Source organism: Ruegeria sp. CF3 (genome assembly GCF_056537365.1).
Window position 1 is genome coordinate 130796 of sequence record NZ_JBQFRK010000002.1, and the last position, 12571, is coordinate 143366.

At 55.9% G+C, this 12571-nt stretch carries 15 protein-coding genes; 5 read left to right on the plus strand and 10 right to left on the minus strand.

The genetic code is table 11. The annotated features are described in order from the left end of the window. Positions 1 to 5 precede the first annotated feature (5 nt). The 4 genes from ACR0KC_RS08360 to ACR0KC_RS08375 form a co-directional block, all read right to left on the minus strand. Positions 6 to 1388 carry an adenylate/guanylate cyclase domain-containing protein gene (locus ACR0KC_RS08360; protein WP_170398937.1) on the minus strand — a complete coding sequence of 461 codons (1383 nt, stop codon included), beginning with the start codon at positions 1386 to 1388 and terminating at the stop codon, positions 6 to 8. Between the two features lie 132 nt (positions 1389 to 1520). Further along, complete coding sequence (locus ACR0KC_RS08365) at positions 1521 to 2624, minus strand: site-specific DNA-methyltransferase (protein ID WP_170398940.1); 1104 nt, start codon at positions 2622 to 2624, stop codon at positions 1521 to 1523. Between the two features lie 105 nt (positions 2625 to 2729). Further along, positions 2730 to 3347 carry a ribonuclease HII gene (locus tag ACR0KC_RS08370; protein ID WP_170465546.1) on the minus strand — a complete coding sequence of 206 codons (618 nt, stop codon included), beginning with the start codon at positions 3345 to 3347 and terminating at the stop codon, positions 2730 to 2732. Between the two features lie 109 nt (positions 3348 to 3456). Next, on the minus strand, positions 3457 to 3936 hold the full coding sequence (locus ACR0KC_RS08375; RefSeq protein ID WP_170398945.1) for a hypothetical protein: 480 nt from the start codon (positions 3934 to 3936) through the stop codon (positions 3457 to 3459). A 175-nt stretch (positions 3937 to 4111) separates the two neighbouring features. Between ACR0KC_RS08375 and ACR0KC_RS08380 the strand changes: the two genes are divergently transcribed. From ACR0KC_RS08380 to ACR0KC_RS08390, 3 genes are all read left to right on the plus strand, one after another. Continuing rightward, positions 4112 to 4399 (plus strand): hypothetical protein, encoded by a 288-nt coding sequence (locus tag ACR0KC_RS08380; RefSeq protein WP_170398948.1) that lies wholly within the window; start codon positions 4112 to 4114, stop codon positions 4397 to 4399. Next, positions 4371 to 5072: a winged helix-turn-helix domain-containing protein gene (locus tag ACR0KC_RS08385; protein ID WP_170398951.1), complete on the plus strand. Its 702-nt coding sequence runs from the start codon at positions 4371 to 4373 to the stop codon at positions 5070 to 5072. The genes ACR0KC_RS08380 and ACR0KC_RS08385 overlap by 29 nt, the downstream gene beginning before the upstream one ends. 90 nt (positions 5073 to 5162) lie before the next feature. Further along, positions 5163 to 6722: a DUF427 domain-containing protein gene (locus tag ACR0KC_RS08390; RefSeq protein ID WP_170398954.1), complete on the plus strand. Its 1560-nt coding sequence runs from the start codon at positions 5163 to 5165 to the stop codon at positions 6720 to 6722. Positions 6723 to 6841: 119 nt separating this feature from the next. Here the strand turns inward: ACR0KC_RS08390 and ACR0KC_RS08395 are convergent, their stop codons facing one another. The 6 genes from ACR0KC_RS08395 to ACR0KC_RS08420 all read right to left on the minus strand — a co-directional run bounded on the left by ACR0KC_RS08395 (position 6842) and on the right by ACR0KC_RS08420 (position 10529). After that, positions 6842 to 7639: a DUF1217 domain-containing protein gene (locus ACR0KC_RS08395; RefSeq protein ID WP_480705882.1), complete on the minus strand. Its 798-nt coding sequence runs from the start codon at positions 7637 to 7639 to the stop codon at positions 6842 to 6844. After that, positions 7636 to 8037, minus strand: a complete 402-nt coding sequence (gene flbT, locus ACR0KC_RS08400) for a flagellar biosynthesis repressor FlbT (RefSeq protein ID WP_170398959.1) — start codon at positions 8035 to 8037, stop codon at positions 7636 to 7638. The genes ACR0KC_RS08395 and flbT overlap by 4 nt, the downstream gene beginning before the upstream one ends. Beyond that, the gene (gene flaF / locus ACR0KC_RS08405; RefSeq protein ID WP_480705884.1) at positions 8037 to 8411 is read right to left on the minus strand and encodes a flagellar biosynthesis regulator FlaF; all 375 of its coding nucleotides are present in this window, start codon (positions 8409 to 8411) and stop codon (positions 8037 to 8039) included. Before flaF ends, flbT begins: the two co-directional genes overlap by 1 nt. A gap of 77 nt (positions 8412 to 8488) precedes the next feature. Next, a complete protein-coding gene (locus ACR0KC_RS08410; protein ID WP_170406757.1) occupies positions 8489 to 9706 on the minus strand; it encodes a flagellin N-terminal helical domain-containing protein in 1218 nt (405 codons plus the stop codon). A gap of 210 nt (positions 9707 to 9916) precedes the next feature. Then, positions 9917 to 10264 (minus strand): flagellar biosynthesis protein FlgN, encoded by a 348-nt coding sequence (locus ACR0KC_RS08415; protein WP_480705886.1) that lies wholly within the window; start codon positions 10262 to 10264, stop codon positions 9917 to 9919. Next, positions 10257 to 10529, minus strand: a complete 273-nt coding sequence (locus tag ACR0KC_RS08420) for a rod-binding protein (RefSeq protein ID WP_170732842.1) — start codon at positions 10527 to 10529, stop codon at positions 10257 to 10259. The genes ACR0KC_RS08415 and ACR0KC_RS08420 overlap by 8 nt, the downstream gene beginning before the upstream one ends. A gap of 115 nt (positions 10530 to 10644) precedes the next feature. Here ACR0KC_RS08420 and ACR0KC_RS08425 point away from each other — a divergent pair, with 115 nt between their 5' ends. Both ACR0KC_RS08425 and ACR0KC_RS08430 read left to right on the plus strand, forming a co-directional pair. Continuing rightward, positions 10645 to 11871, plus strand: a complete 1227-nt coding sequence (locus ACR0KC_RS08425) for a flagellar hook-length control protein FliK (protein ID WP_480705888.1) — start codon at positions 10645 to 10647, stop codon at positions 11869 to 11871. Positions 11872 to 11874: 3 nt separating this feature from the next. Beyond that, a complete protein-coding gene (locus ACR0KC_RS08430; protein WP_480705890.1) occupies positions 11875 to 12552 on the plus strand; it encodes a flagellar hook capping FlgD N-terminal domain-containing protein in 678 nt (225 codons plus the stop codon). Positions 12553 to 12571: the final 19 nt, after the last annotated feature.

A 12571-nucleotide genomic window follows, 5' to 3' on the forward strand; every position in this document is an offset into this window, starting at 1 on the left:
GGTTGCTACAGCACCCAGACATCCATCGGGGCTGTAACACCGCGAACAGGCTGGTCCGAGTGCTGTGCAAACCCGGTCATCATGTCTTGCGCATTTGGCGTCTCGCTAAGGGCCTGAGACCGCAATGCATCACTGACAATGATGCGCGCTTGAAAATCGCGCGTCAGGGCCTCTAGCTTCGCGGCAACATTCACCGCATCGCCGATCACTGCAAATTCCAGCCGGTTTGCACCGATATCCCCCAGTACGACCGAGCCATAATGAACCCCGACCCCGATACGAATCTCTGGCTCACCCGCGCGCTTGCGCTCCAAATTCCAACGATCGATCATCTCGACCATGGACCGCGCGCATGCCAGCGCATTGCTTGCATCCAGTTCTCCGGGTACGGGGGTTCCAAACGTGGCCATCAGCCCATCGCCCAAGTATTTGTCGAGTGTTCCGTGATGGCGAAACACCTCGGTCTCCATTCGGGCGTGGAAACCACGCAAAACTTCAATAACCTCATATGGATCACGGCCAGCCGAGAACTTGGTGAAGCCAACGATGTCGATAAATAGAACCGCGATATCCTCTTTGCGGACCTGCTTCAGAGGTTCGTCGTTCTGGCTCAGCTCATCCACCACATTCGGCGAAAAGTATCGAGACAGATTCGCGCGTTCACGTTCAAGCCCAGCATTGGACATCAGCAAGCGATTGAGGCGGCGCATCGACACCCCAAGCGTCACTGCGACCATGACAAAAACGATCACCTGCTGGATGCGTAGGGTTGGCATGAAACTGTTGGGATCCATGAACTCGGCCACATCCGGGTAGCCTGACAAAGCCTCGGCCACACGCTCGCTAATCCCAGGGATCGGGGTGGCGACCCACCAAGCGATCACCCATCCAGCCGTCCACATCATCGCCGTCCACGAACCAATCGCAATGACAGTGCGCCAGGAATAGGCAAGCGTCCCTGCTGCCAGGATAATGAAGAAATACTGAAAATTGTCGAACCGATACTGCATCGCCAGTGGTCGCACGTCGTCGCTGAACGGGTTGGGCACAATCATCCCCAGCGTCATGATCAGCAGATCGACGAAGATCAAAAGCAACTCGGTCCGGGATTGCCCCACACGACCCGCGCGTTGGATCAGCCAACCATTGGCGCAGATCAGAAGCAGGATGAAATGGTACCATAAGACCTCCCACTGGGGATTCAGATAGATCAGCAAAAGCCCGGTCAACGCCATCGCGATCCAACGTGCACGAACGGCCAGTTCAAGCCCCTCTCGCTTGTGTCGTTCCAGTGCTGCCTCGGTATATTTGTTGTCCAGATCGAAGTTGTCGGGTTGCGTAACAAAGAACCGGCTAAGGCGGGATTGACTGGCGGTGGTCTCGGTCATTGCCTTTATCTCCCAAAAGGGCTGTCAGGGGCTGCCCTATGCAATCATCTCACAGGCAAAAACAAAAGACCCCGCCGGTAACGGCGGGGCAAGGCGTAGTGCCTTGTGTCAGGCCACAGGCACCGGCGGTATTCAGTTATGCAATTCGGCCCTGATCTGCTGACGCAACACGTCGATGGGCACGGTTTTGCCATCGCGTTTGAAGCACCAATAGGTCCAGCCATTACAAGACGGAGCATTTTCCAGATGCGCGCCAACCTGATGGATCGAACCTTTGACGTTCTGCCCTACCAGAGTCCCGTCGGCGCGGACCTTGGCTTTATGGCGTTGGTTCATCGAATACAGTTCCTCACCCGGGCGCAGCATGCCGCGTTCGACCAATTGGCCAAAGGGCACGCGCGGCTCAGCACGCTTGCTGGCGCTGACTTCCAACGCTTCGCGGTCAAACTTACGGACCTTTGAGATACGCTTTTCAGCCACCTTGCGATAACTTTCTTCGCGCTCAATCCCAATGAACTCACGCCCCAGCATTTTCGCTACAGCACCTGTGGTGCCCGTGCCAAAGAACGGATCCAGCACCACGTCACCGGGATTGGTCGAGCCAATCAGGACACGATGCAGCAGTGATTCCGGTTTCTGTGTCGGATGCGCTTTGTCGCCGTTTTCGTCCTTGAGCCGTTCATGCCCGGTGCAGATCGGCAGTACCCAATCGCTGCGCATCTGCACACCTTCGTTCAGTGCCTTCAACGCTTCATAGTTGAAAGTGTACTTGGCCCCCTCACGCTTGGACGCCCAGATCATTGTCTCATGTGCGTTGGTAAATCGCTTGCCACGGAAGTTTGGCATCGGGTTGGACTTGCGCCACACAACGTCGTTCAGGATCCAATAGCCCGCATCCTGCAGGGCGGAACCCACGCGGAAAATGTTGTGATAAGACCCAATCACCCAGATCGCACCATTGGGCTTTAGCAGACGATGCGCAGCCTTCAACCATTCCCGCGTGAACTGGTCATAAGCCCCAAAGCTGCTGAACTGATCCCAGTGATCATCGACCGCATCGACCTGAGAATTATCGGGCCGGTGCAATTGACCTTTCAACTGTAAATTATACGGGGGGTCCGCAAAAATCAGGTCAACCGACGCCTCGGGCAGACTGTTCATCGCCTCGATGCAGTCACCGGATAGAATCGTGTTTAAAGGGAGCGCGGCTGCGCCCTTTGTCTTGATTGTGGTCATATCACTGCCTCAGTTCCACGGCGCTTTTGCGCTCATTTGGTTGAGACAAGGATGAGTCAAAGATGATTCGCCGTCAATTTCTTTTTTGAATCAGCGACTTACGATTTACTCTTGATACAAGATATTGTGGACCGGTTTGAACGATCGTCTATGGTGTGGGGTCACGCCAAGATTTTGCAACGCCTCGCGGTGCTGTTTTGTCGGATATCCGGCATTCGCCTCCCACCCATAGCCGGGATGCTGTTGCGCCAAATCCACCATCAGCTGATCACGCCAGATTTTTGCAATGATCGACGCTGCCGAAATCGACACCGACCGTGCGTCGCCCTTCACCACCGCCTGCGAAGGCAATTTCATACCGCGCGGGATCATGTTGCCATCAATCAGCAAGAAATCCGGAGCCGGGTCCAGCGCAGCTACCGCGCGTACCATCGCCAGATGCGAGGCGCGCAGGATGTTGTGCTGATCGATCTCTGCAACCGTGGCTTCGGCCACCGCGACCTCTGCCCGGTCGCGCAATATCTCATCCAAACCGCCGCGACGCTTGGCCGTCAGTTTTTTTGAATCGTTCAACCCAGCGGGAATGTCATCCGGGTTCAAAATAACCGCTGCGGCTACAACCGGGCCGGCCAGCGGACCGCGCCCAACCTCATCCACCCCGGCAATTCGGACATATCCGCGTGCCAGCAAAGCCCGTTCGAGTTCATAATCAGGTGTCGTCATACCCTTGGCAAATCGCGTTTCGTAGCGCTTCGCAAGTAAAAAGAGAGGGCAGCTTGCGCCACCCTCTCCCGCGCGGCGCTTCTATGGCGCCACTCCTGCTCGAAACCTGTTACTGGTAAACGACACGGTATCCTTTCTGGCGCAGGCAGGCGGGTTCGTATGCCCGTTTTACCTTTTTACCATTCCAGAAACCAACCTTGCATTGGTGTGGCAGGCTATCGGCATGTTTATAGTACTTCTTCAGGCAATTCGGCCCAAGCAGCGGACGCTTGTTCGAATAGGCATTGAACGTGCGCAGGCAACGCTGCGGTAGGTCATACCGCGCCACCCGCTTTGGCAATGGGCGTACAGCATTTTTTTTCTTGGCCTTCTTCGCCTTGGCTTCAGCCTGCTTGTGACGCTTGCGGCGCTCTGCCTCTTCGTCGCGCTTTTTCTCCTGATGATAGTGGTTGACCGCAGCACCTATGAGCGCGATCGCAGCCAATCCGCCGAGTATATCTCGGGTATCTGCTGCGCGCGACTGTGACGCTGAGATCCCCGTGATGGCGACGGCGGTTGCTATGATCAGAGCGATAAATCTCCGGTGCATGATGCGTGTCCTTTCGGATAATGGGCAGGCCGGTTACCGACCGCGAATTTGATAACCTGACACTGCGACCACCCCGTTCAGACAAGCAATAACGGCATACTGTTATTCAATATCAGCACCACAAACCCCCTGAGGTTATTGAATATCCACCCAACCCATGCGCAGGATGCAGCCCATGAAACAGATCCTCTCTTCTCTGGCTCTGACGGCCCTGATATCGGTTGGGTCGCAAGCCATCGCGGCAGATTGCTATGCCGACTACAAGGCCAAGCAGGACAATCCCTTACGCCTGCACTATGGCGTCATGCAGGTCTCAAGCTGCGATAAAGGCTCGGCCCGGAAAGAAGTCGCCAAGCGGCTGAAATCAAACGGCTGGACCCTGCTGAACGTGATGACCGTTTTCGAGGCGGGTGGATTGGATCAAAGGAAGGCCAATGCCGGAAAATACTATCTCCGTTACTGAGGCGCGTCGTTCGGGGGTTCGGCTGGTTGGTCTGGGGATTGCGGCAATCGTCGCGATCCTGGTGACTGCAGCGGTTTTCCTGTTCTGGACGCTACCGGACGCAAATGCCTTCAACGCGCGGGTTGAACGGCTGTTTGTCGAGGCTGACCTGACCTCGCAATCGGAAATCCGTCTGCTCGAGATTCTGGCGCAATCGGGCACCGCCTTTGCCGATACGCTATCCAGCTATCGAATGGTCATCTTCGTGCTGTTGGTCTTTGCCAGCGCCATGCTGATCACCGCGCTTGTTTTTCTGGTCATGCTGGTTCTGCTGAACCGCCGCATGGCCCAGATTGAGCGGACGGGGATCCAGGTAACATCCCTGCTGATCAGCCGTGAAGAGAATACCGTTTATCTCAACAACATGGATTTTAAGTTGACCCCCGCCGCGATGGAAACGCTTTCGGTTCTGGCTGAATCCCGGCTTGATGACGAGGTCCTGTCGGGTGCCCAGATCGAAGCGATGATCTCGGGCAGAAACGCTGCAGATTGCGATGAGGCCGCTGGGGCAACCCGGATCAAACGCCTGCGCGACGCCTTGGGAAATCAGATGGTCAGTGAGCTGCTGGTGAAGAACATCGCCAAGAAGGGCTATATGCTATCGATTGAGAAAGACGTTATTCAAATGGTCTGAGGATGCCATTGCGGTAAAATCTACGTGCGCATCTTGGAATTCTCGCCCTCAAGACCCATGATATAAGGGCTTGGCCAAGGGAGGTTGCAGATGAACGTCCATGCCACACCGAATGTCAAAGGCTATGGGATATCAGTTGAGCCGCTGCAGGGACGGATCGCGATCTACCGTGGTGATATACTCCTGGCCGAAAGCCACAACGCCAAAGTCATGTACGAAACGCGGCTACCTCCCGCGATCTATGTTCCGCGCGAAGACCTGTGCGTCGAACTCAGCCCTGAGACCGAATTGCAGACGTTCTGCCCCTTCAAGGGTACCGCAACCTATCACGACATTAGCCTACCGGAAGAGCGCCTTACGAACTCGATTTGGGCTTATGAAGACGCCTTCCCTGAAAGCGCGGCCATTCAGGGCCATATTGGATTCATGCCGGATACCGCGACGCGGATCGACCTCGGCGACAACCAACTGCGTCAACCCGACGATGGCAATATCAGCGGCCCCCTGATCGATTGGCTGATGCGCGGTGCGTCCGAAATTAACACTCCTGATGCCTTTACAAAAACGCTGGCCGAGAAAATGCTGGAACATGGCATCGCTATTCAACGCCTAAGCATTCTGGTCTGGTCGCTGCATCCGCTGATCGCAGGCAAACACTATATCTGGGAGAAAGACTCGGCTGAGATTTCGACCCACACTCCGACCTATGAAATTCATGATCACCCTGCCTTTACCAACAGCCCCCTGCGTCACGTTTCAAACGGGTTGGGTGGTGTCCGGCAGCGCCTGAACAACGACAATCCGCATAACAGCTTTCCGATCATCGAAGACCTGCGCGCAAAAGGGGCCACCGATTACGTTGCCATGCCACTGCCTTTCTCGGATGGGCGGACGAATGTCCTGACCCTGACTTGCGATCATCCCGATGGGTTCACGACTGAGAATCTGGGTCTGGTTTTTGAATGCTCTACTGTCATCGCGCGGTTCTACGAGGTCTTCATGCAGCGCGAAAACGCGCAGGTTCTGCTGGAAACCTATGTAGGCAAGCGCAGCGGTGCGCGCGTTCTGGGGGGCGAGATTCGCCGCGGTGATGGCGATGACATAGATGCGGCGATCATGTTTTGCGATCTTCGAAATTCAACCGCATTGGAAGAAAAACTGGGGCGTGATGACTATATCGAGCTACTGAATGCGTTTTTTGAGACAGTTTCAGGGATCGTGCACGACCATGACGGAGAAGTTCTGAAATTCATCGGCGACGCTGTTCTTGCCGTCTTCCCGGCGGGTGACGATGCCGCCAAAGCCCGATCCAGCGCGCAGCTTTCGGCAACTGAGATCGTCGAAAAACTGGGTGAATTGCGCAGTGACGGAAGTGATCATGATTTCGACTGCTCGATTGGTGTCGCCTATGGCCGCGTCACCTATGGCAATGTGGGCTCACGCGAACGGTTGGACTTTACCGTGATCGGTCAGGCCGCCAATGTCGCTGCCAGATTGGGCGAATATGGCAAAACCGTCGGACATAGAATTGTTGTCTCGCAAGATATCGAACCTGTTTGCAAACAGGCGATCCCTTTAGGGGCGATCAAGCTGCACAACGTCTCGCAACCGATCAAATCATTTGCCCTGCAAACTTCAGCCGATGCCTGATTTGACAGTTTACTTCGCAAGAGTTGAACCTCAAAATGTGCCACCCACTATCTCGGATCGGGCAACCTAGGGCCTTGCGCGAGATACCGTACACACCGTGTCTGGTTGACATCAATGGTTCAAAAACCACCGCCCAGCAGGATCAGAGCCGTCTGCGCAGGTGAGATCGTCTGTTGGATTTGATTGATCTGATTGCGGGCCAGATACGTGTCGGTCAGCTTTTCGATTGCCTCACTTTCAGTGAACTGCGCCAGATCGGATGAACCCGTAACGCGCTGCAACCGATCCTTGAACACCTCAAGCTGCTTGTCGATATCCAGTTGCGCAAATGCTGATGGCAGGCCCAATGCAGTTTCCATCATACTGCGCAAGGGGGGCAGCCCCATCAGATCAAACCACCGTCTGTCCTCACTGCCACCCTGGCCAGCCAGATCGCGCAATGCATGCTGGGTGTACAACGCGATACGCATCGATTCATCTGCTTCACCAACCGAGATTTCAAATCGCGCAATCAAGTTGTCGTCGGCGATCTTTTCCATGGCGTCCACCAATCCGGTCTTGCGCACATCGCCGGGACCAAGTCCAAAGGCATTGGCAAAATCACGGTACCTGCCGTCGGCCAGCCTGTTCGCAAGCGCATCGTCAGCCTGCGTTCCATCGGACAAGATTTTTTGGACAAAATACCGATTGTCGAGATCACCTTCCAAGCCAAACGCACCCAAAGCCACCTGCAACAACCGTCGGTCCGAAACCAGATCCTCGGCCGTTTGGACCTTGCCGATATTGTCTAGAAAATACCTTGCGTCCCGTTCATTGATCCCCGAGGCAGAATAGCTTTGAAGCTGCGCATCATAGGTACGCTGCAAAAAGCGCCAGCCAACCAGACCACCTGAAGGTATGACCGGCTGGAAGGTCACTGCTGATACGCCATCAGACGTTCTTCGCGCGGCAACAGTGAACGCAAGGCCTTTAAACACTTATAGTATTGCTCTGCCACCAATGCTTCAGTTGCGTTGGCCAGGACCCGGCGACTGTCGGCATCCGTGAAAACCTGGCTCAGCTCTTCCACGCGCCGCAGAAGTTGCTGGCGCGCCTGCTCAGGTTCGGTATCGCCTGACAGAACCAACTGCGCGGCATAGCAGACACGGCGTACCGGCGTGTTGACCTCTTCCGGGTGAATGGCATCGCGCAGGCGCAGGACATTTGCCTGAGGTGTCATGATCGAAAACCGACTGCGTCGATCCCCGTTTTCGATTACAACACCATTGATCAGAACCCGTTCCTTTGGGGCAAGTTTCAGGACCAGACCCCCCATCAGTTGCCCCTCATATGACGTAGCCCGCGCAACACGGCCATGTTGATCTCAAGCAGCGGCTCAACGGTCGCCTTGTTCGCCAGCACCTGGCTGCTGTGTTGTTCGGTAAACTCAGCCAAATAGAAAATCCGCGCACGCAGATTGCTCGGCAGCCCGTTATCCGCATCCGCCACATCGGTTGCCAGCACAGTCCACAGGCGGCGATTTTCGTGCAAGGCTTGAACGAACCCTCGGAAATCAGCCGTTTTCCGCGTGGAAGCAGCCTTCAACCGATGTGTAATCCTGGAAATCGCCTCATACTCTGTATCCCGAGGTGTTCGCGTCGGTGCGGCAGATTGCGCATAAGCGCGTTGGGCGAGCGTTTGGGGTGTCACTTGAAATCCTTCCAATTGTCCGTCAGCGGGCAGTTAAGCCCGGGGCACGGCGCGCGCGCCCCGGAGAAGTTTCATGTTTAACGGAACAGTGACAGGATGGACTGTGGCGCCTGGTTCGCGATCGATAGCGATTGTGTCGCCAGCTGTTGCTGGACCTGCAGCGCTTGCAGTCTGGCCGAGGTTTCTTCCATGTCAGCGTCAACCAACGAGCCGATACCGGATTTAAACGAGTCAGACAGGTTCGAGATGAACTCTTTCTGGGTCTCGATCCGACCCTGCGCCGAACCAAAAGCCGCCGAGGCATCAATCGCAGTATCGATGAGGCCTTCGATCGCGCCAAGCGCTGCGGATGCGCCGGCAGAAGTCGACACATCAATCGAGGCCAGAGCGCCTAGACCGCCAGAGTTGGCGTTGGCATATTGACCGCTGATCTGCAGCGAATCTGAACCTTCGTTGGTGATATCGAGCTGTGCAGCGTTCGTGCCCGGATCATAGACGACCGACACATTGGCATCCGAAGCTTCGATGGCAGCTTTCAGCCCCGCAGCGATGATCTCTTCGGGCGCGTTGCCTGCGGCGATATCCTCAGCCCGGACTGTATAAGACGCGACATCGTCGCCCAGTCGGACCGTGAAAGTATCACCAGCGGACAATGTGCCCGGATCAGCGATCACGATGCTTCCATCATCATCGCTTCCGCCGTTTCCATCCAACGAAAATCCGAATGCGTCGGCCGTATCCGCAGTGACCCCGTCAGTTCCAGTGAACACGTCGGCAGCAGTGTAACCACCTGTCGACAGGTTTTGCGCCGATACACTAATGGAAGACGCTGTCACGTTGCCTGCATTGTCTCGATCCAAAGAGGACAGAATGCTTGCGCCAGCCCCACCGTTCACCAGATTGAGGCCATTGAACTGGGCAGCGCCGACAACCGATTCGATCTGATCCCTAAGCGCGGCCACATCGGTGTTGATCTTAGCACGATCAACGTTGTCTTCCTGCGCCGCAACGATCTTGCCTTTCATCTGGTTCAGCAGATCCGTCACAGTTTCTGAGGCGTTTCGAGCAACTGCGACAGTGGATTCACCCAAGGCCAGGCTGTCCTTGATCGCATTGAAGCCGTTGACGTCTGATTCCATCACCTTTGAGATGGCCCAGACAGCCGAGTTATCCTTGGCTGTAGCCACATCCTTGCCGGTCGAGATCGCGTTTTGCGTCTGTGCGAGGTTCTTGTTGACCGATTTGAGAGTTTGCAGCGCAACCATTGCGCCATTGTTCGTCAGAATGCTTGACATATTTGTCATCCTCTTAGCGTTCGGGCGCGTTTGACGCCCATGTTGGACCCACCAAACCGGCAGGCATTCTGTCGTTCTGACCTGTGCGTCGTGCCTTGTGGCCTTCGCGCCACCCGTTGTTTCAGGTGCATCGCCACATTTGACCCTGATCTCCTAACGGAGTGCTAAGACGGGCAAATCCGAAATTTCGGATTTGAATCAAACCTTATGCTATGCCCGTTTTTCCAGCTTTGCCTGCGATCGCAAAACAAACCCGTTGCGCTGACCCGAGGCGTCATACGTGCTGAACTCCTGCTGAACCCGGTTCAGTTCCGACATTCGGTCCGCTACGGCCCGAATACCCTCGGCCGCGCTGTTCAAAAGGGCTTGGTTGCGCACGACCTTCTTCTGAACCCGGATCAGATCATCGCTGTCCAACACCTGCAGATCATTTATTGCACCGATCAGGTTCTCTTTTTCAGGCACCAATCGATCCAGATCGGTCAAATCGCCCTGAATCAGGGCCGTGCGCTCAAGATCCAAAAGGTCTTCCAGTGCGTGAACCGGGTCTTTATCCATCCGACTTCTCCATCATTGCATTGAACAAAACTTCAGAAAGGCCGATTCCTCCCGCCTTGGCCATTTGCTGCGCCTGCTGTTGCACCAGAAATGAGGAAAACTGATCTTCACCCGCGCCACCGCCAAAGGAACTTCGCGCTTGGCCGAGGCCTGCAGACTTGAGCATTTCAGCCAGAAATGCGGCCTCCAGCTCAACCGATGCGGCTTTCAGCTTCTGTGGAATCTGGGCGGAATACGCCGTCGTACCGGTCGCTGTAATCGTCATCGGATTCTCCAAAAATTGCTTCGAACTTTCTCGATCAAAGAGGAAAGCGGTTAAAATAAACGTAACTTCCTTTGGGCACAGTGCGGGCCAGACCAACGAAAGCCCGGAGCAAAAAATGCCCAACCCGCTGACGATCATGACGGCTGCACCTGCCACGGGCGACAAACCCGGGGCATCTCAGGGTAAGGAGCGGGATGTCAATGGCGGGTTTGCCTTTGAGGATGTGCTGAATGAGGATGCCGATCAGATCGAGTTGAAGGATGTTGATCTGGTGACGGCTGAATCCAGCCTGCCAGCTGAGCAATCAGATATCGCATCTGTTGCCGTGTCTGAATCAGCTGAGGCGATCAAAGCCAAGGAATCAGAGCCCGCCGAGCCACAGATGGTAGCGCAGGAGGTTGCCATTGCGCCCAACCGCCAAGCGGATTTCACGGTCGGTGATACAGACTTTGTCACTCCGCCCAGCCCGATACAGCAAATTTCGCAGTTGGTCGCTGGCAATTCGGCCCTGAGACAAAAGGCAGGCTCGACCGAAGCGGCTGCCCCAAGGCCTGACGCAAACGTGCTTCGAGCGCCAACCCAAGTTCCGATCCCTGATGTTAGCGGAAATGGATATCTATACCAAATGCCGGCCCCACGCGCGCTAGATGCATCCCTTGTGGGGGATACGGTTTCGAAACTTGAACAGCCAAGCTCCGAACCAGAGACGCGTCTCGTTGCCCGAGCAGTCGAGCCTGCAGCCGAGCAAATGGCGCGGCAAACGGTTATGTCCGCCGCCTTGAAACCGCAGATAGCGGCCCAGGGCCTCGGGTGGGCACCGGGCGATGCTATCGCTGATACCGCGATCAGCGCGGAATTTGATGACCCGTCCGTGGTCAAAGATATAGCGGCAAGCCACACGATGCGCGACACGACGCAAACGATGCCCGTCGCCATGGCCCGCGCGGAAACCGCGCGCGCGATTGCGGGGCAACTGGCCGCTTCGATTTCGGCCCGCCCAAGCACCGGCGGCGTTGAAATTGCCCTGAACCCCGAAGAGCTTGGCCGCGTCTCAATCACGCTCAACGGTCGAGAGGACGGGTTTCATCTTACGATCGCGGCTGAACGGCCCGAAACACTGGACCTGATGCGCCGCCACATTGCGATCCTGACTGCCGAGTTCGAAAAGCTGGGATATGGGGATCTGTCGCTTGATCTGAACATGTCCGGGGACACGTCCCAGCATAGTGACCCGTCAGAGTCTGATCCCTCCTCAGAAACCGGCGAAATGACTCGCGACTCTGACCATGAGGCACCTACTCTCCCGACCGGCCCTGACAGGGGCCTTGATATGAGGCTTTAACCGATGATTTCAGCGACCAATTCAGTGACCAATTCAGTGACCGTAACGGGTGCAAATCCCGGCGCAAACAACAATTCGGAACGTTCGGCACTGACTTCGGATTTCGAGACCTTTCTGCTCATGCTGACCGTGCAGGCGCGCAATCAGGATCCGCTTGAGCCACTGGATTCCTCCGAATATGCCTCTCAGCTGGCGCAGTTTTCGATGGTTGAACAACAGGTCAAAGCCAATGAGCTTCTGTCTGATCTGGCGCTGACACTAGGTGCTGTCAATCTGAACCAGCTTACCGGCTGGGTTGGGATGAATGTCAAAACCGACGCACCGTTTCGCTTTGAAGATCAGCCTGTTCCGATCTTTGCGCAGGCCGAAGCAACCGCAGATCGGGCCGAATTGGTCATTCGCAACGACCAAGGCACCGTTGTCGACCGCGTCCCTGTGCCTCTCGATAAGGCCGAATTCGAGTGGGCCGGGGTCAGCAGTGCCGGTGATCCCTTTCCCGCTGGCAGTTACTCAGCCACATTGGAGAGCTTCAAACGAGGTGAGTTACTAACCAGCACGCCCGCATCTGCCTTCGGTCGGGTGGTAGAGGCACAGGTCAGCGAAGGTGGCATCATCCTGAAACTGGAGAGCGGTGCAGAGGTGTCCGCCGAAATGGTCACGCAAATCCGCACGGGCGCTTGATCTGGAAGGCAAGGCGGGC